Raw genomic sequence first — 21050 nt, forward strand, 5'->3', positions numbered from 1 at the left:
CAAGCCACGGCTTGGGGCATTTTTCCCGGTCGCCGCTGCATTTTGTTACATACAAATCAGCTACGCTCTGGCTTCCCGAAGGAGAAGGAAACGTGAGCCAAATAATGAAAAAAGCCGCCCTGGCACTGATCGCGGCGGCTTCGCTGCATGTCCATGCCCTGCAAGTCACCAGCCTCTCGCCCCAGGGCGAGGTCGCGCGTGTGCGGCAGATCGTCGCCAAGTTCGATGAAGGCGCCGTCAATTTCGGCGACCCGAAAGCGCCCGCCCCGCTGTCACTGAGCTGCAGCGACGCCCAGGCCACCAAGGGCTCGGGCCGCTGGATCAACGAGCGCGAATGGGCGTTTGAATTCGAGAACGACCTGCCGCCCGGCGTCAGCTGCACGGTGAACCTGGTCGGCACCTTCAAGTCACCCAAGGGCCTGCCGGTGGCCGGCCCCTCTTCCTACAAGTTCAACACCGGCGGCCCGTTTATCCAGAACCTGCGCCCCGGCACCTACCAGCGCATCGACGAAGAGCAGTACTTCCTGCTGCAGCTCAACGGCCCGGCCACCTTGCAAAGCGTTCGCGAGAACGTCTGGTGCGCCGTCGAAGGCCTGGGCGAACGCGTGCCTGTCAAGCTGATCGAGGGCAAGGAGCGCGAGGAGCTGCTCAAGTCCCAGGGCCTGGACAAGGCCGCGGCCGGCGAGCCGCTGCGTTACGTCACGCTGGCCTGCAACCGGCGCCTGAGCTCTGCCAGCAAGGTCCAGCTGGTTTACGGCAAGGGCGTGAGCACGCCCAGCGGCGTGCCCAACTCGGTCGAAAAACGCTACAACTTCCAGGTGCGCGAGCCCTTCTCGGCGTCCTTCAGCTGTGAGCGCGAGAACGCCCAGTCGGCCTGCCTGCCCATGCGGCCCATGAGCCTGTCTTTCAACGCGCCTGTGCCGCGCAAGCTGGCCGAGGGCATACGCCTCAAAGGCGATAAGGACACGCTCAAGCCCTCTTTTGAAGAAGGCAACAGCGACGGCGACAACGTGGTCACCAACATCACCTTCAAGCCGCTGTTTCCGGAACAGGCCCAGTTCTCGCTGGAACTGCCCAGCAACTTCAAGGACGCCTCGGGCCGCACGCTGCGCAATGCCGACAGCTTTCCGCTGAAGGTGGCCACGGGCGCGATGCCGCCGCTGGCAAAATTCGCCGCCTCGCCCTTCGGCATCGTCGAGCGTTTTGCCGAACCCAATACCAAACCCGGCGACCCGGCCCTGCTGCCGGTCACGCTGCGCAATGTGGAAGCGGCCCTGCAGGTCAAGGGCCTGGCCCCGGGCGCCGGCAAGGTCAGCGACCTGCAGCCGCGCACCGATGCCGACATCATTGCCTGGTTCCGCAAGGTGCAGCGCTATGACGAGTACGAGGTCCCGCGCAAGGCGGCGGCCGCCGACGTCAAGGGCCCGCTGCCCAAGCCGCTGGAAACGCGCGACAAGGACTATGTGCAGTCGCGCATGCTGTCTTTGCTGGGCGGCCAGGCCGGCGTGAAGACGCTGGACCTGCCCAAACCCGTGGGCGGCGACCCACGCCCCTTTGAAGTCGTCGGCATCCCGCTGGCGCCTGGTTTCCATGTGGTCGAGATCGCCTCGCAGAAACTCGGTACCTCGCTGCTGGACGAGCGCCACGGCGCGAGCCGGACCATGTATGTGCGCACCTCGGCCCTGGTGACCAACCTGGGCGTGCATTTCAAGCTGGGCCGCGAGAACTCGCTGGCCTGGGTCACCACACTCGACAAGGGCACGCCGGTGGCGGGCGCCACAGTGCGCGTCTCGGGCTGCAACGGCACCGAGATCGCGAAAGCCGTCACCAACGCGCAAGGCATCGCGAATTTCAGCGAGCTGTCGTCCGAGCCGCCGCGTTGCTCGGGCAGCAACAACGACGACTACCGCAACGCCTATTTCGTCAGCGCGCGCAGCACGGTAGCGGGTGTCGAAGACCTGGCCTTTACCTGGAGCGACTGGCACAAGGGCATAGAGCCCTGGCGCTTCAACGTGCCGACCAGCCGCGACCCCATGCCCGACGAGCGGGCCCACACGATTTTTGACCGCACCTTGCTGCGCGCCGGCGAGACCGTGTCCATGAAGCATGTGCTGCGCACCGAAACCAGCAAGGGCTTCGGCCTGCCCGAGGGCACGCCGGCCACCCTGGTCGTCACCCATGTGGGCAGCGGCCAGCAATTCACCCAGCCCATCAGCTGGCGCAAGACGGCCACAGGCGGCCTGAGCGCCGAGAACACCTTCGCGATCCCGCCGGCCGCCAAGCTGGGTATTTACGAAGTCCAGCTCAAGGCCCCGAACGACAGCGGCAAGGGCCGCGGCAACCGCGCCCGCAGCTTCACCAGCGGCCAGTTCCGCGTCGAAGAGTTCCGCCTGCCGGTGCTCGAGGGCCGCATCAACCCTTCCGAGAAGAAGGCGCTCATCAACGTGAAGTCCGTGCCCACCGACGTGCAGATCAACTACGTCTCGGGCGGCGGCGCCGTCAACCTGCCGGTGCGCGTGTCGGCGCTGGTGCGCGCCAAGAGTCTGAGCTACGGCGACTATGAAGAATTCAACTTCATGCCGCCGCGCAACAACCGCGACAGCGGCGGCAACCAGGACAACGAGGAACGCACGGCCTCGCAGGACCAGCGCGTGATCGCCGACAAGCTGCCGCTCACGCTGGACCGCAACGGCGCGGGCAAGCTCACGATCAACGACATCCCCGCGCACAGGCAGCCGCAGGAGCTGCTGCTGGAAGCCAGCTATGCCGACCCCAACGGCGAGGTGCAGACGATTCGCAGCGTCTCCACCGTCTGGCCCGCCGCCGTGGTGGCCGGTATCAAAACCGAAGGCTGGGTTTCCTCCAGCCAGAAAATCAAATTCCAGGCGCTGGCGCTGGACCTCACAGGCAAGGTCGCCCCGGGCGTATCGCTCGAGGTGAAAGCCGTGGCGCGCATCACCACCACCAGCCGCAAGCGCATGGTGGGCGGCTTCTACACCTATGACAACAAGACCGAGACCAAGGACCTCGGCAGCGTCTGCAGCGGCAAGAGCGACTCGCGCGGCCTGCTGCTGTGTGAGACCAAGCTCGGCGAGCCGGGCGAGGTCGAACTCATCGTGACGGCGAAAGACAAGGACGGCAACAGCATCCAGGCCGCCAGCAATGTCTACGTCACGCGCCAGGGCGAGCTCTGGTTCGGCGGCGAGGACCACGACCGCATGGACGTGCTGCCCGAAAAGAAAAGCTACCAGCCCGGCGAGACCGCCAAGTTCCAGGTGCGCATGCCTTTCCGTTTTGCCACGGCCCTGGTCGCGATTGAGCGCGAAGGCGTGATCGAAACCCAGGTGGTGCAGCTCAACGGCCAGGACCCGACCGTCAACCTGCAGATCAAGGACGGCTGGGGCCCGAATGTGTATGTCAGCGTGCTGGCCCTGCGCGGCCGGCTGCGCGAGGTGCCCTGGTACAGCTTCTTCACCTGGGGCTACAAGGCGCCGCGCGAATGGTGGACCTCCTTCTGGTACGAAGGCCGCGAATACGTGGCGCCCACCGCGCTGGTTGATTTGAGCAAGCCGGCCTTCCGCCTGGGCGTGGCCGAGATTCGCGTGGGCACCAAGGCCCACCAGCTTGAGGTGAGCGTGAAGGCCGACAAGGAAAGCTACGCGGTGCGCGGCCAGGCCAAGGTCACCATCACCGCCAAACTGCCCAACGGCCAGCCGGCCGCCAATGCCGAAGTGGCGCTGGCCGCGGTGGACCAGGCGCTGCTGGAACTGATGCCCAACGACAGCTGGGACCTGCTGGGCGCCATGCTGCAGCGCCGCTCCTGGGGCGTGGAGACCTCAACCGCGCAAATGGAAATCATAGGCCGCAGGCACTACGGGCGCAAAGCCGTGGCGGCCGGCGGCGGCGGCGGGCGCAGCAACACGCGCGAACTGCTGGAAACCCTGCTGCTGTGGAACCCGAATGTGGTGCTGGACGCCAAGGGCCAGGCCGTGGTGACGGTACCCCTCAATGACGCGCTGACCACCTTCAAGATCGTCGCGGTGGCCGATGCCGGCACCGGCCTCTTCGGCACCGGCCAGACATCCATACGCGCCACGCAGGACCTGCAGATCATCAGCGGCCTGCCGCCGCTGGTGCGCGAGGACGACCAGTTCCGCGCGCAGCTGACCTTGCGCAACACCACCAAAGCCGCGATGAAGGTCGAAGTGAGCCCGCGCGCCACCCTGCTCGACCTGAAGCCGCAGACCGTGGACATCCCCGCCGGCGAGGCGCGCGAGGTGGCCTGGATGGTCACCGCGCCCGCGCAGCTGGCGCTCACACGCGCCGAAGCCATCCTGTGGGAGATTGAAGCCAAGGACACGATCACCGGTGCGCGCGACGGCCTCAAGGCGCGCCAGCGCATCATCCCGGCCGTGCCGCTGACGGTGCAGCAGGCCACGCTGGTGCAGGTCGACGGAAGCTTCACGCTGGACGTGAACCCACCGGCCGACGCCCTGCCCGGCCGTGGCGGCCTGAAGATGTCGCTGCAGCCCAAGTTGGCCGAAGGCATGGACGGCGTGCGCGATTATTTTGCGATGTACCCCTTTATCTGCCTGGAGCAGAAAACCAGCAAGGCCGTGGGCCTGCGCGACGGCAAGCTTTGGCAGACCGTGCTGGCGCAACTGCCCACCTACCTCGACAGCGACGGCCTGGCCAACTACTTCCCGCCGCGCGACGGCGAAGCCAACCGCGGCAGTGATGCGCTGACGGCCTATTTGCTGGCCGCCACGCATGAGGCCTCCGGCCTCAACCCGGCCTTTGCCCTGCCCGACGAGGCCCGCGCACCCATGGAACGCGGCCTGATCGCATTCGTGGAAGGCCGTATCCAGCGCGATTTCTGGAGCCCGCGCAAGGACCTGGACGTGCGCAAGCTGGCCGCGCTGGAGGCGCTGTCGCGCTACGGCAAGGCCCAGGGCCGCATGCTGGGCAGCATCACCGTCGCGCCCAACCAGTGGCCCACGCATGCGGTGATCGACTGGCTCAACATCTTGAAACGTGTGGCCGACGCGCCGCAGCGCGAGCAGCGCATTGCCGAGGCCAACCAGGTGCTGCGCTCACGCCTGTCCTTCCAGGGCACCAAACTCATCTTCAGCACCGAGAAGGACGACTACTGGTGGTGGCTGATGACCAACGGCGACGTCAACACCGCGCGCCTGATGCTGGCCGTGATGGACGACCCGGCCTGGAAGGACGACATGGGGCGCCTGGCCAACGGCTTTATCGCGCGCCAGCAAAAAGGCGCCTGGCACACCACCACGGCCAACCTCTGGGGCGGCCTGGCGCTCGACAAGTTCTCGGCCAAGTTTGAAGCCACGCCGGTGGCCGGTGTGACCAAGGCCACGCTGGCCGCGGCCGCCGCGAGTGCGGCCAGTGTGGAGTGGGCCAAGGTTGACCGTGTCAAGACCACCGACGCGGCCGGGGCGCCCAACCAGACCACCTTCTTCGGCGCACCCGCTTCGCCCGGCAACCTGCGCAACAACAGCATGTTCCTGCCCTGGGGCAGCGCCGCGAAAGACACGCTGACGGTGACGCACCAGGGCCCGGGCAAGCCCTGGCTCACCCTGCAGTCCATCGCAGCCATCCAGCTCAAGGAACCGTTTAACGCCGGTTACCAGATCAAGAAGACCATCACGCCGGTGGAGCAGGCCGTCAAGGGTGTCTACACCCGCGGCGACGTGGTGCGCATCTCGCTGGAAGTCAACGCGAGCGCCGACATGACCTGGGTGGTGATCAGCGACCCGGTGCCCGGCGGCGCGACCATCCTCGGCGGCGGCCTGGGCCGTGATTCGGAAATCGCCACCAGCGGCGAGAAAAAGACCGGCACCGGCTGGCCCGCGTTTGAAGAACGCAGCTTCGAAGCCTTCCGCAGCTATTACGAATACCTGCCCAAAGGCGTGGTGAAGATGGAATACACCGTGCGCCTGAACAATGTCGGCGATTTCGCGCTGCCGCCCAGCCGCGTGGAGGCCATGTACGCGCCCGAGATGTTCGGTGAATTCCCGAATGCGCGGGTCAAGGTGGAAGCCGCGAAATGATCCAGCGCCGCGCCGTAGCCGCCGCACTCGCCGCGGGCATGGCCCTGCCGCGCGTGGCGGCCGCGGCCGCGGCTGACTGGCAGCGCAGCCTGGGCTACCCCACGGGCTGGGGGCCCAACCGCAGCTGGACCGACAAGGACTACCGCATCGGCAATTATTCGGGCGGCTACGAGGCCATGTTCCGCGCGCGGCCCATCGCCGCGCCGGCACAGGCCTCTCCACTGGTGGCCGCTTCGGCTGAAAGCCTCAAGGCCTTTACGCCGGTTGCGGAATCGGCGGCGGACTACCTCAAGGCCTGGCCGGTGACCGGCCTGCTGGTGGCGCGCAAGGGCCAGGTGCTGCTGGAGTCCTACCAGTTCGATCGCAAGCCCGAGATGCGTATGACCAGCTGGTCCATGGCCAAGAGCGTGACATCCTTGCTGCTGGGCATCTGCCTGGACCGCGGCCTGATCCGCTCCATGGACGACACGCCGCAGATGTATGTCGAGGAACTCAAGGGCACGCTGCACGGCGGCATCGCCCTGCGCCACCTGGCGAATATGTCCAGCGGCGCGGCCATACTGCACGACCGCGACAACCCCACCATCTACCCGCGCGCCTTCTCCGGCGGCAACACCGACCTGGAAGCCGTGGTGCGCGGCTGGAATACCGTGCAGGAGCCGCCCGGCACCCGCTACAACTACAACGAGCTGTGCCCGCTGACCATAGGCATGGTGATTCGCCAGGTCACCGGCCAGCCCCTGGCCTCCTTTTGTGAGCAGGCCCTGTGGCAGCCCCTGGGCGCCGAGGGCGGCGCCAGCTGGCTGTGCGACAGCAAGGGCAAGGAGTTCAACTGCATAGGCTTTGGCGCGCGGCTGCGCGACTGGGCCCGGCTGGGCCAGCTGATCGCGCAGAACGGCGCCATTGAAGGCCGCCAGGTCGTCAGCAAAAAATGGATAGACGAATGTTCCTCCTGGTCGGCCGCCGACGCCCAGGGCCGGCACGGAACGGCCATGCGCTATTTCGGCTACAAGAATTTCTTCTGGCACCCCAAGGCCGACGGCAGCTGGATGATGATGAACGGCCACCACGGCCAGCGCGTGCTGGTGGACCGCGTGACCCAGACCGTGCTGGTGCAGACCGCCGTGGAGGCCGAGGGGCCCTGGCAGGCGCAGCTGCTGCAGCTTTTTAGTGCGGCGACCAAGGTGGGGTTGGTGGCATGAGCAGGATCAGGCACCACATCGCGGCGGCGCTGCTGCTGGCGGCGTGCACCACAGGCATCGCCCGCGCCGCCGCCACCTTCGACGAAGTCAAACGCGGCTTCAAGCCCTCCGAGACCCTGGTGCTGGACCGCAACGGTGAACTGCTGCAGCGCCTGCGCACCGACAAAGCTGTGCGGCGCGGCCAGTGGGTTGCCTTGCCCGATGTATCGCCGGCCCTGCGCACAGCGCTGGTGCTCAGCGAGGACAAACGGTTTTACGAACACAGCGGCGTGGACTGGCGCGCCGTCTCGGCCGCGGCCTGGGGCAATTTGTGGAACACCAAGACCCGCGGCGCCTCCACCATCAGCATGCAGCTGGCCGGGCTGCTCGATGAAGACTGGCGCGCCGGCGCGGGCGGGCGCAGCCTCACGCAAAAGGTCGGCCAGACCGTCTCGGCGCAAATGCTGGAAGCGCGCTGGCGCAAGGACCAGATCCTGGAGGCTTACCTGAATCTCGTGCCCTTTCGCGGCGAGATGGTGGGCATAGACGCGCTGAGCCGCACGCTGTTCGGCAAGGCCGCGCATGGCCTGGACGAACGCGAGGCGGCGATTGCGGCCGCGCTGGTGCGCGCGCCCAATGCCAAGGCCGCGCAGGTCTCACAGCGCGCCTGCGGCGTGCTCAAGGTCATGCAAGCACCCGCCAAGGTGGATTGCACGGGCCTGGATTTGTTTGCCAGCGCCGCGCTGCAGCGCAAGGCTTTTGACGCGAGTGAGGGCGTGGCGCCGCATCTGGCGCGCAGGCTGGTAGCCGCCCAGGCCGGCAACACCCAGGGCCGGGCTAACACGCCCCGGGCATTGGCCTCCACCGTTCGCGCCCCGCTGCAACGCTTCGCCGTGCAAACTCTCACCCAGCAGCTGCGCGAGCTGCGCGGCCGCCATGTGGAAGACGGCGCCATCGTGGTGCTGGACAATGCCACGGGCGAGGTGCTGGCCTGGGTGGGCTCCTCGGGCGAGCTGAGCGACGCGGCCGAAGTCGACGGCGTGTTGGCGCTGCGCCAGCCGGGCTCCACGCTCAAGCCCTTTTTGTACGCGCAGGCGATGGCCGAACGCCGCATCACCGCGGCCTCGCTGCTCGAAGACTCGTCCTCGCAGATACAGACCTCGGGCGGCCTTTACATCCCGCAAAACTACGACCGGCAGTTCAAGGGCCTGGTGTCGGCGCGCACCGCGCTGGGCGCCTCGCTCAATGTGCCGGCCGTGCGCACGCTGGTGATGGTCTCGCCCGACGCCTTCCACAAGCAGCTCAGGGCAGTCGGCCTGCCGCTGAAAGAATCGGGCGACTACTACGGCTACAGCCTGGCGCTGGGCAGCAGCGAGGTTTCGCTGCTGTCGCTCACCAATGCCTACCGCACGCTGGCCAACGGCGGGCGCTACAGCGCGCCTTCGCTCGCGAAGAATCCCAAACCCGTCTTCAAACCGGCGCTGGACGCGCGCGCCGCCTTTATCGCCACCGACATCATGGCCGACCCGCTGGCGCGCGCGCGCACCTTCGGCACCGACAGCGTGCTGGCCACGCGTTTCTGGACGGCCGTCAAAACCGGCACCAGCAAGGACATGCGCGACAACTGGGCCATGGGCTTTTCGCAGCGCTACACCGTGGGCGTGTGGGTGGGCAATGCCAGCGGCGCGCCCATGTGGGACGTGAGCGGCACCAGCGGCGCGGCGCCCATCTGGGCGGCGCTCATGAATTACCTGCACAGGACAGAACGCAGCCGCGCGCCCACACCGCCCGCCGGCCTGGTGCAAAGCCGCACGCAGTTCGGCAATCAGGGCGGAACGCCGCTGGAGGCGGCACGCAGCGAATGGTTTATCCAGGGCACGGAACAGGCAGTGTTTGCCGCGAATTCCGGCAACGGCGATTTCGGCCCGGCCAAGGCCTCCAGGCCAGGCAAAAAACCCGCGGCCGAGCCCGACGCCCCGCCCCGCATCACCGCCCCGGCCTCGGGCACCATCATCGCGCTGGACCCGGACATCCCGCCCAAACACCAGCGCATCAGCTTCAGCGCCGAAGGCCGCGGCACACGCTGGCTGATGGACGGCAAGGAGTTCGCGCGCGGCCCGCAAGCCCAGTGGCTGCCCTGGCCGGGCCGGCATGTGGTGCAGCTGCTCGATGCCGGCGGCAAGGTCGCCGACGAGATCAAATTCGAAGTGCGCGGCGCCGGGGTGCGCGAAGCCAGCGCACGTGGCGGCGCGGCCGCCAAACGTTGACCCTCAGCCATCCGCATGCCCCAACTCCAAACCGCCCTGCCCTCCCTGCCACTGCCGACCACACGGCGCCTCTTTCAAACCCTGCTGGTGCTCTGGGCGGCGCTGTGTGTGCTGACGGCCGGTGCCGGGCAGACAGCCCCGCCGGTCGATGCCGCGCAGACAGCCGTGTCGGCTGACGCCGCGCAGATGGCCGCGCCGACCGATGCCGTGCAGGTGCCCGTTCCGCCCTACAGCGCGCGCGTACTCGACACCAGCGGCACGCTGAACACCGCGCAGGTCGCGGCCTTGAACGAACAAATCCTGGCGCTGGAGGCCGACACCCGGGCGGCCGTGGTCGTGTTCATGCTGCCGACCACGGGCGTAGAAGCCATAGAGGAATACGCCATGCGCGTGTTCGAGAAATGGAAACTCGGTGACACGAAGCGCGATGACGGCATCCTGATCCTGGTCGCCACAGAGGACAGGCGCATGCGCATCGAGGTCGGCCAGGGCCTGGAGGGCAGCGTGCCCGACGTGCTGGCGGGCCGCATCATCGACGAGCAGATGAAGCCGCGTTTTCAGGCCAGGGACTACGCGGGCGGGCTGCAAGCGGCCATCGACCACATAGGCGCAGCGGTACGCGGCGACGCGCAGCCCGTGGAAGACACGGGCCGCGGCGTCACGCCCTTTGGCTGGGCTTTTTTGGCCTCCTTGCTGTGGGGTTTCGCCATAGGTGCGGCTCGCGCGCACCGCAAGTGGAAATGGAAGTGGCCGGTGACGATGGGCGTGGCCGCCGCCCTGCCGCTGGTGGCGGCCGCCGCCCTGAAGGCGCCCGGCCTGGCGGTCGTCTTGCTGACTTTCCCGGTGCCGCTGGCGTTTGCGCTGGGTTTCGGCTGTGGCCGCTCGCGCACCTTGCGCAGGGTGGTGGGCGGTATCGCATTGGTGATCTGCCTGATGGCCGGCATGGCCTATGCGGTGGGCGCCAACAGCTTCGGCCTGGGTCTGCTCTACGTCGCAGGGGGCGCTGTTGCCTGCCTGCTGCTGGGCATCATCGGTGCGGGTGCTTACATGGCCTTCAAGCGCAGCCTGCTGGAGTTCGGCGTGCGCTGCGCGCTAGTGGCCGGCATCGTGGGTTATGTGGCCTTCCAGAATCCACCCGACCTGCTTTTTATAGACTTGGAATCCTGGCTGCCCACCGGGATCGCGGCCGGCCTGGCCATGCTGTTTGGCTTCTTCCCGGGCAGCGTCAGCACCAGCAGCGGGGGCGGCAGTTCATCGGGCAGCAGTTCGAGCTCCAGTTCCAGTTCCAGCAGCCGGAGCTCGTCGGGCGGCTCCAGCAGCGGGGGCGGCGCCTCCGGCAGCTGGTAGAAGGACTGCCTGGGCCGGGGTCGGGGCCCCGTATTGAAATAATTTGAGGGCCACCGAAATTTATTCAATCACCGGCCGGCGCCAGGCTTTAGCATTGAGCGACTGAGGAGACTATCACCGTGCCCGTGATCACCAATATTGAAGACCTGCGCGTCCTGGCCCAAAAACGCGTGCCCCGCATGTTCTACGACTACGCCGATTCCGGCTCGTGGACCGAAAGCACCTACCGCGCCAACGAAAGCGACTTCCAGAAGATCAAGCTGCGCCAGCGCGTGGCCGTCAACATGGAAAACCGCAGCACGGCCACCACCATGATAGGCCAGCCGGTCGCCATGCCGGTCGCCATCGCGCCCACGGGCCTCACCGGCATGCAGCATGCCGACGGTGAAATCCTGGGCGCCCGCGCCGCCAAAAAATTCGGCATCCCTTTCACGCTCTCGACCATGAGCATCTGCTCCATCGAGGACGTGGCGGCCGGCACCGACCGCCACCCCTTCTGGTTCCAGCTCTATGTGATGAAGGACCGCGCCTTTATCGAAAGCCTGATAGACCGCGCCAAGGCCGCCAATTGCTCGGCGCTGGTGCTCACGCTGGATTTGCAAATCCTCGGCCAGCGCCACAAAGACCTCAAGAACGGCCTGAGCGCCCCGCCCAAACCCACACTCTCCACCATCCTCAACCTCATGACCAAGCCGCGCTGGGGCCTGGGCATGCTGGGCACCAAACGCCACGGCTTCGGCAACATCGTGGGCCATGTCAAAGGCGTGGAGAACATGGGATCGCTCTCGGAATGGACGGCCAAGCAGTTCGACCCGGCCCTGAACTGGGGCGACGTGGAGTGGATCAAAAAACGCTGGGGCGGCAAGCTCATCCTCAAAGGCATCCAGGACGTCGAGGACGCCAAACTGGCCGTCAATTCAGGCGCCGATGCACTCATCGTCTCCAACCACGGCGGCCGCCAGCTGGACGGCGCGATGTCCTCCATTTCCTGCCTGCCCGAGATCATCGCGGCCGTCGGCAACCAGATCGAAGTGCATATGGACGGCGGCATACGCTCCGGCCAGGACGTGCTCAAGGCTGTAGCCCTGGGCGCCAAAGGCACTTACATAGGCCGCGCCTTCCTCTACGGCCTGGGCGCCATGGGCGAGCAAGGCGTGACCAAGGCGCTGGAGATCATCCACAAGGAGCTTGATTTAACGATGGCGTTTTGTGGGCGCACCGATATCAAGGCGGTGAACCAAAGCATTTTTGTGCCGGGGACTTACTAACAGCCGCGTGTCAATGCAACGGCAAGCTCCCGCTATTGCTTTGCTCTTGAGCAAAGCTTTCCACAAATGGAACCAGCTTGCTCGCAACAAGCACGCTGGCACGCTCGGAAATATGGTCTGAATAGCTATAAAGAGGAACACCATTCAGGGCTGAACCGCATACCCGATTCTTCATATCGCAGAGCAAATTCAAGGGATCAAAAATACGAAGCTTTCCCGCGTATTTCGCCTGCAGAATTTCAAGCACTTCGCGGTATTGCTTCGACAGTTCCATATGCCGGTCAAAGGTGATATAGCAAGGGGACCGATTCGGAATCAAATGCAAAAAGTCATTCACAAAATCAAGCCCACTGACCCTTGAAAAGCATTTTTTTCGCTCTTTCAGCGTCGGGTTGTCCACCGTAATGACGACTTTCTTCCCCGCTTTGACCAGCCGATCCACCGTTCGGTCCAGCCCATCCAGCACGAGGTTGAAGTTTTTGCTCGCGGGCAGATCGTCAATCGAGTAGTCATTATTCAACCCAAAAAGCTTGCGGGTTGCAGTTGTGATTACAACCACTTTAATTTCGCGGTTTGCGGCTACTCCTTCAAGCGCAATTCTCGTGCGCTCTTGAAAGCCAGAGTACTGCGCGGCGTCGCTCAATACCGGTACAAGAGTCGCACCCCACTGGTCCGTTCCACCAATAAATAACCAGTAGCCTCTGGAGCTTGACTCCCAAAAAATTCCAGGTGCCAGCGCGGCAGCCTTGCTGTCACCCAATAACGCAAATCGCACAACACCACGAACGTCACTTCGGCAATCTGGAAATTTCTTCGCGACATCCGCATCCAGTCCGCAGCGGGTGACTGTATTGTGCGGATAAGGGGAAAGCATCCTGCCTGAAATCACGGCATTCATTTCAACAACACGCCTGGATGGCATACCTTTCGAAAGGACCAACTGATATCCGGCACACCACACCACTGCGGCGAGCAGGCAAATCAGGCCTACTTTGATACGGCTGCTCGAACCACCGCGTATGGATACCTCCACCAGCCTGTACGTCAGCCATGCCAGCAGAAAGCTCAACGCAAGCGCGGCCAGGCGAGCATTTTGGGGTAGATCTCCGCGCACCAGAATTTGCAGGAACGACAAAAGAGGCCAGTGCCACAGATAAAGGGGATAACTGATAAGGCCCACAAACACCATTCCCCGATTGGCCAAAACTACCTTGTTCACCCATGCATCGGGCCCCACGCCAATCAGAAAAAAAGCCCCCGTCACGGGCGCCAAGGCCCACCATCCTGGGAAATCTCTCGTACTGTCCAGCCAGAAAACGGCTGCAGCCACCAAGAGCAAGGCAGCTACAGACAGGGAATTCAGGACTGTCGGATCAAGCTGCAAGCCCGTCGTGTCTGTAGAGGCCAACCTTGGGGCCCAGCGCCTCAGGTACGCCATCAACTGCTGCTTTTTAAATAACTGGACATAGGCCAGTACAGACCCCGCCAATATTTCCCAGAATCTTGTTTGAGGCAAAAAGAAGGATCCGGCCGGATCCAGCAGGTTCAATGCAAAAGAAAGTGCGCCCAGAACAAGGACGAACGCAAAAACGTTCCTCCGTGCCTTCCATACGCACCAGATTGCCAGCGGATAGACCAGATAGAACTGCTCCTCGACAGCCAGCGACCACAGATGAATCAAGGGCTTGAACTCCGCCGCCGTGTCGAAATATCCCATTTCTCCCCAGAGGGCGAAGTTCTGAATGAAACCGAGACTTGCGGCAATATGCCTGCCTAGTTGACTGAACTCATCTGGAACAAGCGTAAACCAGCCAAATAGATACGATGCCGCCAGTACAAGCACCAAGGCAGGCAAGATTCGCTTGATCCGATGCGCATAGAACAGGGAGAAGCTGAAATTTCCCTGGTGGATGCCTCTGAAAATAATGCTGGAGATGAGGAAGCCTGAGATAACAAAGAAGATGTCCACACCCACAAATCCACCAGGCAATGCGCCGGGAAAGGCATGAAAAATAACAACCGCGAGTATGGCAATCGCACGCAAACCGTCGATATCAGGCCGATATGACGAATGGCTGAGTGTTGAAGTTTCCTCAGGCAACGCACCGGAAGAGAAAGGGGGGGTTCCCGTCGAGGCGCCTGCGGTGATGAGTTTTTTTTCCGAGGGTTGAGGAAACTCGGCGCGCGGTGATAACGGCTCGGTCATTCTTGAATTGATCGCATCTGGTTTTTTTGTTGGCTTGTTGATTTCAAGTCGATCTGCACCGATTGGCGGTCGACGTGATCGACGATGGTCGCCAACCGCTTCTGGACGTCATAAGTGAAGGTGTGATTCCTGCCTTGGCTGTCCGTAAGGCCGGTCAAGCGGCCGGTGTTGTCGTAGCGCTCGATCCGGTTGTTGCTCTCAAGGCGATAGCCGGCAGTAGTTTCACGGCACAGCCGATCAGACACGTCGGCATCCGCAACAAGTCCCGCCGTTGGATTTCGCCAGGGAAGGGGCTATGCAAAGTCCGGTGAGCTTGTCCGGCGCGTGGCCGCCTGGACACGTAGCTATCAAGGTATCGCCTTCATAACCGCACTCGGCTGCGGCAGAGGAGCAAAAACTGTATCCAGCACAAGCCGATCCGGTGCAAACGGAGGTGCATTTCGTATTGCTTGGATTGGGGCCGCCAGGGGTCCAGCAATAGTTTTCGCCAGCCGGGCAATGGCACGGCGTGACGTTGACTTGCCATGCAGCAGCACAAGCGGCCTCGGTGGAGGGGTATGTGGAAGCACCCGTCAGGGGAGTAGACCATAAAAGGGGTGAATTGGCGGAATAGCCCAGCGCTGGCACAGCCAGCAACACAAAAAGGCAGAGTGGGCGAATCAGGGTGGGAGAGAGCACGCATCCATGCGCGCAAGAACAAAGCGGCGCAGTTTGACTGCAACACGGCGAGAAGCACGGCGCCTGGAAACATGGCCGTGTGAATAGTTGCAATGGTGCTCAATTGCTTGCACCGGTTGTTTGCTGAACTCGATTCAGGGCGTCGCACACCCGCGTGATGTTTCTTTGCAGGTTTCCTGGTGACATGGCGTCTGGTGAACACAAACAATTCACACGCTCCTCACCCGGCTCAAGCCATCGAAACAATCCCATGGAATCCCTCGGTAATTTATTTTTATCGCGCGCAAGCTGCGCAAGAGCAGGCAGTCTAGTGAGGGGTATTGCGCCTGTCACCCTCCATCTGCATGAGGAACATCTTGAGTGTGCGTATGAGGCAACAAAATCTCTCGCCTTGAAAATTTCGCGCTTATCAATTTCACAGGCTTCTGGCAGAATCCCGCCGCCATATGCGATGCCGAGGGCGATTTCAATTCAACTTCAATCTAAATTGAGTACCTTCTCAGTAGCTGCATGCGCGAAGTTACGAAGAAATAATTTGCGTATCAGCGCGCGCATCACGGCAAGCCGGGTTGCCAAAGAATATTTTTTAGTGCGTGTATCAAACGCAGCCACAAGGCTCAATAGCCCAGCGGAAACCAGACGCTGCGTTGCGTCGTCAGACCCATGTTCGGCCGGACGTGGTTCTCATCCAGCGTGCTGACGTCAACATCCTCAACCACCGTGCAGGCCGGCAAGGATTGCGCAAACACCTGGTCCTTGAGGATCTGAACGGCGTCGTTATAGCTATAGGCTGTTACGCCGCAACCGACCCTCAATATGGAAAACGGCGGAAGGCCTTCGAAAGAAAACCAGAATCGGTGAAGCAGGGTCAAAGCTATCCCGCCATCTCAGGCCTGCGGCGCAATCTCATAGTCCATCACATACGAATGCCTGCCGTCGGCAATCTGTATGCCCAGCGTGCCGCTCAGGCCCGTGAGTTCGCCGGTCCCTGAATCGGGCACCACGCTGACGCTCAGCTGCGGCGCGCCGCGGTTCATGGTGCCGCTGTGCTGCAGCACAAAGCTGCCGCTTTTGCCGTGCAGCATGCCCGTCACGCGCTCGATCGCGACGTAACCGGCCGAGCCTTTGACGGCGGTGCCGGCGCTGAGCATCTCGCCCTGGCTGGTGGCTTGCAGGTCGCCGCTGAAAGTCTTGTTGATGGAGAGGCGTCCCATCAGCGGACCGGCGTCCGGGTTCGCGAGTGCTTGCGGCGCGAGCTTGACTTCAAAGGTTCCGGTGGCTTGGGGCATGGCATTGGCTTTCAGGAAGAGGTGGCAATGCCGGCCATGATGCCAGAGCGCCGGCCGCCCTGCCTGCTGGCGGCGCCCGCTTAGCGCTGGCCGAAAGGCTTTGCCGGCACCGTCTGCAGATAGGCATACAGCGCCTGCGCGTCAACGTCGTTGAGCGCGCGCAGCGACTCAAAGGGCATGACGGAAATGGCCGTGCCGTCGGGGCGCTTGCCGCTGCGCAGCATGGCGACAAAGGCGCCGGCGTCCTTGTAGCGCGGCATGGCGCTGCCCTCGCCCGGTGTCAGGTTGGCGGCGGGCGCCCAGTCGGGCGGGGCGCCGGGGATCTTGCCGCCGGCCAAGCCCGCGCCGTGGCAGCCTATGCACATATTGGCGACGTAGGCGCCGTGGGCCGCGGTCACGCCTTCGGCGATCGGTTTGGCGGGCGGCAGCGTATGGTCGATTTTTTGCGCGGCGTCCTTGATGACATCAAAGGCATAGAGCACGCGCACCGGCAGGGGCAGGTCCAGCACGGCGGCGCTACCCACCTTGGGCGGCATGGCCTTGACGTAGGCGACCAGCGCGCCCAGGTCTTCGTCGGTCAGGCGGTTGTAGTCTTCGCTGGGCATGACAAACACCGGCCGGCCGTCGGGCTTGACGCCGTGGCGCACGGTACGCACCCAGTCTTCGGCCGTGTAGCGCGCCACCACATTGCCTTCGCCGGGCGTGATGTTGGGGCCGGCCAGGCGCATGCCCTTGCCGTCGTTCATGAATTCACGGCCCGCGCCGTTGGCGCCGTGGCAATCGGCGCAGCCGCGCGAGTTGTAGAGGTAGGCGCCGCGCTCCAGCGCCTGGGCCGTGGCGGCGATGGCCACGGGCTGCACAGCCACCTTGACCTGGCGCTGGCTTTTGCTGTCAGCCATCTGGCTGCCGACCACGGCCGTGCCGGCCAGCAACAGCACCACGGCGCCGGCAATGCCGGCGCTCCATTTGATCCATCGTTTCATCGTGTTTTTTCCGGGTCTTGTTGTGGGGTGCAGGCTGGGTCGCTTCATGGGCCGCTTGTGCTGTTTTGGGCAAAGGCGGGATTTTAGAAGTCCCCTAAGGAAATAACAGCGGAAATATTTGCCTGCGCTGGGCTTGCGCGCGCTGGCATGCCACAGCCGGATACCCGTTCGGCCCGCGGCTGCACGGACCAAATAGGGCCGAATCGTGTCGAACCGGCGGTGCCGGCTAGCCCGAATTGCTATGCTTGCCGGGTGAGCGACCCGTCCCCTTCCCCTGCCGCCAAGATTCGCCGCATTGCCCACCTCGACATGGACGCGTTTTTTGCGTCCGTCGAGCTGCTGCGCTACCCGCAGCTCAAGGGCTTGCCGGTGGTCATAGGCGGCGGCTGGCGCAAGGTCGATGAGGAACTGCGTGCCGCGCAGGGCGAGCGCCCGCTGCCTTTTATCCCGGTCGAAAGTTTTCCACTGCTCAAGGACTATGTGGGCCGCGGCGTCATCACCACGGCCACCTATGCGGCGCGGCAGTTCGGCGTGGGTTCAGCCATGGGCATGATGAAGGCTGCCAAACTCTGCCCGCAGGCGATTGTGCTGCCGGTGGATTTTTCGGAAATCCGCAAGTATTCGCAGCTCTTCAAGAGCACCATTACCGACATCGCGCCGCTGATGCAGGACCGCGGCGTGGACGAGGTGTACATCGACTTCACCGACGTGCCCGGCGGCCAGCGCGAAGGCGGGCGCGTGCTGGCGCGGCTGATCCAGAAGGCGATTTTTGAAAAGACGGGTCTGACCTGCTCGGTGGGCGTGGCGCCCAACAAGCTGCTGGCCAAGATGGCCAGCGAGTTCAACAAGCCCAACGGGATTTCCGTCATTTACGAATCCGACCTGCAGGAAAAGATCTGGCCGCTGCATGTGCGCAAGATCAACGGCATAGGCCCCAAGGCCGGCGAAAAGCTCGCGAAGCTGCACGTCCACACGATTGGCGAGCTCGCCGCGCAGGACCCGGGCTGGCTGGTGGACAACTTCGGCAAGGCCACGGGCGCGTGGATGCACGAAGCCGCCTGGGGCCGCGACGACCGCCCGGTGGTGACCGAAAGCGAGCCGGTCAGCATGAGCCGCGAGACCACCTTCGACCGCGACCTGCACGCGGTGCGCAACAAGGCCGAGCTGGGCGCCATCTTCACCGACCTGTGCCTGCGCCTGGGCGAGGACCTGCAGCGCAAGGGCTACGTCGCCAAGACCATAGGCATCAAGCTGCGCTACGACGACTTCAAGATCGCCACACGCGACCAGACCGCTGACAGCTACACCGATGACGGCGCCACGATTCGGCGACTGGCCGGCCAGTGCCTCAAGCGCGTGCCGCTGGAGAGAAAGCTGCGCCTGCTGGGCGTGCGCGCATCTACCCTGGCGCGCGCCGGCGAGGTGCCGCTTGCTGACGAGAAAAGAGATCCGGAACGCGCCGAATCAAACACCACCGACCAGTTGTTCTAACGGGTCTGTACGACGATTTCGTCCTGGTGGTTGGCGATGTGGAAGGCATGGGCCAGCGCGAAGTCGGCCTTGCCGAGCGCGCCATAGGCAAAGTGCGGCTTGAGCGGGCCTTGATGGCGCGTGAAGCGCTCAATCGCGGCACGCAAGCGGGCCGATGCGGGCCGCCAGTCACCTTCACGCCGCAAGGCCGCCGCGCCGGGAATGGGTTCGCTGAGGCTATGGCTCATCTGCCCGCGCCATTTGAAAAAAGCAAACGCGGCCGCGCCGGCGGTGTTCTGGAAAAAAGCGCTTTTGGGCTGCGGAAAGCCGTCCAGGCTCATCTCCACGCTTTGCGCCATATGCTCCAGCACCGAGACCATGGGCCACTGGCCCGTGGTTTTGACGCCGGCCGCCTTGTCCAGGCTGTCCAGCCAGCGCAGGGCGTCATCGAGTGAGCCTACTTTGGGGAGGTCGGCCATGGCGAAATCTCCGGTCAAGGTTGCCGTTGCGGCGGCTAGGAAGTGGCGGCGGTTCATTGGTGGAATGCTAGCAGTCGAGGGGGCGACTGCGTGTTCCCCAGGTGACTGGTTGCCGGGTCTTGCTCCGGCTGAGCGCGCTCTCTGCCTTCTCTTACCTCTCCTTCCTCTGCTGAGAGCGGCTGGCCGGGTCTCGCCCCGGCGGGCGAGGTACTTTTCTTTGCTTCGCCAAAGAAAAGTACCCAAAAGAAAGGCGACCCGCAGTCTGGGTCCCTCCGCTTCGCTGCGGGCAACCTGCGGTGCTCGAGCCAAGCGGGGTCTGGCTAAACTCGCTGCGTTTCACTCCGCTCAAACAACGCCAGCCCTGATCCGCTTGCCTCTGCGCTCCTCGGCCCAGCCAGGACGGGGCAATCGGGAGCGGGGACAGAAGACAAATACCAAAGAAAAATCAATACAAAAAAAGGACACGCCATGGCGTGTCCTTTTTTCTTCAGGTATCCGGTATTTTTCTCCCACCCCCTTGTGTATGCGCCGAGGAGCGGAGGTTCAGGCGGATAAGGGATCGCGTTGTCTGAGCGAAGCGAGTTTAGCGAGACCCCGCCTGAACCGAGCACCGCAGGTTGCCCGTAGCGAAGCGAAGGGACGCAGACACCAGGGTCGCCTTTTCTTTTGCTTACTTTTCTTTTGGCGAAGCAAAAGAAAAGTGAGTAGCTGCCGGGCTACCCCCGGCCAGCAAGCCAACGCAGAGGGCGGTGAAGGGAGGAAGGAGGAGAGGGAGGGAGCGCGCCCGCCGGAGCAAAACCCGGCTCCATAGCAATTTCGAAAAAAGCTGAATCCAACCCACCTTCCCATCCGTATTCCAAAACAACAAACCCAACCATCCCCACATCATGCAAAAAATCCTTCTTTACCCCCTCCCGCTACTCGCCATCCTCTTCCTGTGCGTCGGCGCGCAAGCCGACACCGGCAAACTCCTCCTGACCGGCGGTGTCAGCAGCATTGAAGGTGCGGCCGGCGGCGGGTTGACGCCCTGGGCTGTCATCGGCAGCAATGCCACGGCGGGGGAGACGGGCGGCTCGGCCTACCTGACCCATGTTGGTACGCGCGACTACGGCCTGAATATCTATGGTGCGGCGCTGGGCATTGATGACCGTTATGAGCTGTCCATCGCGCGGCAGGACTTCAACACGCGGGATACCGGTGTGGCACTGGGCCTGCCCGGTTTGCACCTGAAACAAACCATCGTGGGCGCCAAGTGGCGTGTGCTGGGCGATGCCGTGCTCGACAGCGACACGCTGGTGCCGCAAGTGGCGGTGGGTGTGCAATACAAGAAGCTGGGCTCGACCGGGCTGGATGGCACCTTGGACGCGCTGGGCGCCAAACGTTCGGGTGTGGACCTGTATGTGAGCGCCACCAAACTTTTCCTGGGCCAGAGCTTGTTGGTCAACGGCACGCTGCGCGCGACCAAGGCCAACCAGAACGGCTTGCTGGGCTATGGCGCGACGCTGGGCGGCAATGAAAACCGCTACACCCTGCAGCCGGAGTTTTCCGTCGCTTACCTGCTCAGCAAAAACGTCGCCATCGGCGCCGAATACCGCTTCATGCGCAACAAGCTCGAGGGCGCGGGCCGCGCCGCGGGCCTGGGCAATGGCTTGCGCTCGGAAGACTGGAAGGACATCTTTATTGCCTGGGCGCCCAGCAAAAACCTCTCGCTGACGCTGGCCTATGTGGACCTGGGCATGATCGTGCCCGCCACCACCGGCAATCGCAAGCAGACCGGTTATTACCTCTCGGCCCAGGTAGCTTTCTAA

The 21050-nt window shown here is 63.7% G+C and carries 13 protein-coding genes; 7 read left to right on the forward strand and 6 right to left on the reverse strand.

Annotated features, from left to right (window positions below; genetic code table 11):
- Positions 1–104: 104 nt before the first annotated feature.
- The 5 genes from AC1D09_RS13515 to AC1D09_RS13535 all read left to right on the forward strand — a co-directional run bounded on the left by AC1D09_RS13515 (position 105) and on the right by AC1D09_RS13535 (position 12137).
- The gene (locus tag AC1D09_RS13515; protein ID WP_477661327.1) at positions 105–6074 is read left to right on the forward strand and encodes an alpha-2-macroglobulin family protein; all 5970 of its coding nucleotides are present in this window, start codon (positions 105–107) and stop codon (positions 6072–6074) included.
- Positions 6071–7276: a serine hydrolase domain-containing protein gene (locus AC1D09_RS13520; protein ID WP_477661193.1), complete on the forward strand. Its 1206-nt coding sequence runs from the start codon at positions 6071–6073 to the stop codon at positions 7274–7276. The genes AC1D09_RS13515 and AC1D09_RS13520 overlap by 4 nt, the downstream gene beginning before the upstream one ends.
- The gene (gene pbpC, locus AC1D09_RS13525) at positions 7273–9522 is read left to right on the forward strand and encodes a penicillin-binding protein 1C (RefSeq protein WP_477661194.1); all 2250 of its coding nucleotides are present in this window, start codon (positions 7273–7275) and stop codon (positions 9520–9522) included. The genes AC1D09_RS13520 and pbpC overlap by 4 nt, the downstream gene beginning before the upstream one ends.
- A 15-nt stretch (positions 9523–9537) precedes the next feature.
- The gene (locus tag AC1D09_RS13530) at positions 9538–10869 is read left to right on the forward strand and encodes a TPM domain-containing protein (protein WP_477701096.1); all 1332 of its coding nucleotides are present in this window, start codon (positions 9538–9540) and stop codon (positions 10867–10869) included.
- A 119-nt stretch (positions 10870–10988) separates the two neighbouring features.
- A complete protein-coding gene (locus AC1D09_RS13535; protein ID WP_477661196.1) occupies positions 10989–12137 on the forward strand; it encodes an alpha-hydroxy acid oxidase in 1149 nt (382 codons plus the stop codon).
- A gap of 10 nt (positions 12138–12147) precedes the next feature.
- Here the strand turns inward: AC1D09_RS13535 and AC1D09_RS13540 are convergent, their stop codons facing one another.
- From AC1D09_RS13540 to AC1D09_RS13560, 5 genes are all read right to left on the reverse strand, one after another.
- Entirely contained in the window at positions 12148–14343 is a 2196-nt protein-coding gene (locus AC1D09_RS13540; protein WP_477661197.1) for an acyltransferase family protein, read from the reverse strand.
- A complete protein-coding gene (locus AC1D09_RS13545; protein WP_477661198.1) occupies positions 14340–14588 on the reverse strand; it encodes a hypothetical protein in 249 nt (82 codons plus the stop codon). Before AC1D09_RS13545 ends, AC1D09_RS13540 begins: the two co-directional genes overlap by 4 nt.
- A gap of 1050 nt (positions 14589–15638) precedes the next feature.
- A complete protein-coding gene (locus tag AC1D09_RS13550) occupies positions 15639–15893 on the reverse strand; it encodes a hypothetical protein (protein ID WP_477661199.1) in 255 nt (84 codons plus the stop codon).
- 15 nt (positions 15894–15908) lie between these two features.
- Positions 15909–16310 carry a DUF3224 domain-containing protein gene (locus AC1D09_RS13555; protein ID WP_477661200.1) on the reverse strand — a complete coding sequence of 134 codons (402 nt, stop codon included), beginning with the start codon at positions 16308–16310 and terminating at the stop codon, positions 15909–15911.
- Between the two features lie 80 nt (positions 16311–16390).
- Entirely contained in the window at positions 16391–17293 is a 903-nt protein-coding gene (locus AC1D09_RS13560) for a c-type cytochrome (RefSeq protein WP_477661201.1), read from the reverse strand.
- 309 nt (positions 17294–17602) lie between these two features.
- Between AC1D09_RS13560 and AC1D09_RS13565 the strand changes: the two genes are divergently transcribed.
- Positions 17603–18784 (forward strand): Y-family DNA polymerase, encoded by a 1182-nt coding sequence (locus tag AC1D09_RS13565; protein WP_477661328.1) that lies wholly within the window; start codon positions 17603–17605, stop codon positions 18782–18784.
- Here the strand turns inward: AC1D09_RS13565 and AC1D09_RS13570 are convergent.
- Entirely contained in the window at positions 18781–19242 is a 462-nt protein-coding gene (locus AC1D09_RS13570) for a DUF1569 domain-containing protein (protein ID WP_477661202.1), read from the reverse strand. The two genes, AC1D09_RS13565 and AC1D09_RS13570, sit on opposite strands and share 4 nt — an antisense overlap.
- An 887-nt stretch (positions 19243–20129) precedes the next feature.
- Between AC1D09_RS13570 and AC1D09_RS13575 the strand changes: the two genes are divergently transcribed.
- Complete coding sequence (locus tag AC1D09_RS13575) at positions 20130–21050, forward strand: DUF3034 family protein (protein WP_477661203.1); 921 nt, start codon at positions 20130–20132, stop codon at positions 21048–21050.

The organism is Polaromonas sp. P1_A2, assembly GCF_056406895.1.

Bases quoted from the DNA above. Each gene is read 5' to 3' on its own strand.
- AC1D09_RS13515 (WP_477661327.1), top strand. From the start codon at position 105: ATGAAAAAAGCCGCCCTGGCACTGATCGCGGCGGCTTCGCTGCATGTC.
- AC1D09_RS13530 (WP_477701096.1), top strand. From the start codon at position 9,538: ATGCCCCAACTCCAAACCGCCCTGCCCTCCCTGCCACTGCCGACCACA.
- AC1D09_RS13555 (WP_477661200.1), bottom strand. From the start codon at position 16,310: ATGCCCCAAGCCACCGGAACCTTTGAAGTCAAGCTCGCGCCGCAAGCA.
- AC1D09_RS13570 (WP_477661202.1), bottom strand. From the start codon at position 19,242: ATGGCCGACCTCCCCAAAGTAGGCTCACTCGATGACGCCCTGCGCTGG.
- AC1D09_RS13560 (WP_477661201.1), bottom strand. From the start codon at position 17,293: ATGAAACGATGGATCAAATGGAGCGCCGGCATTGCCGGCGCCGTGGTG.
- AC1D09_RS13565 (WP_477661328.1), top strand. From the start codon at position 17,603: ATGGACGCGTTTTTTGCGTCCGTCGAGCTGCTGCGCTACCCGCAGCTC.
- pbpC (WP_477661194.1), top strand. From the start codon at position 7,273: ATGAGCAGGATCAGGCACCACATCGCGGCGGCGCTGCTGCTGGCGGCG.
- AC1D09_RS13540 (WP_477661197.1), bottom strand. From the start codon at position 14,343: ATGACCGAGCCGTTATCACCGCGCGCCGAGTTTCCTCAACCCTCGGAA.
- AC1D09_RS13575 (WP_477661203.1), top strand. From the start codon at position 20,130: ATGCAAAAAATCCTTCTTTACCCCCTCCCGCTACTCGCCATCCTCTTC.
- AC1D09_RS13520 (WP_477661193.1), top strand. From the start codon at position 6,071: ATGATCCAGCGCCGCGCCGTAGCCGCCGCACTCGCCGCGGGCATGGCC.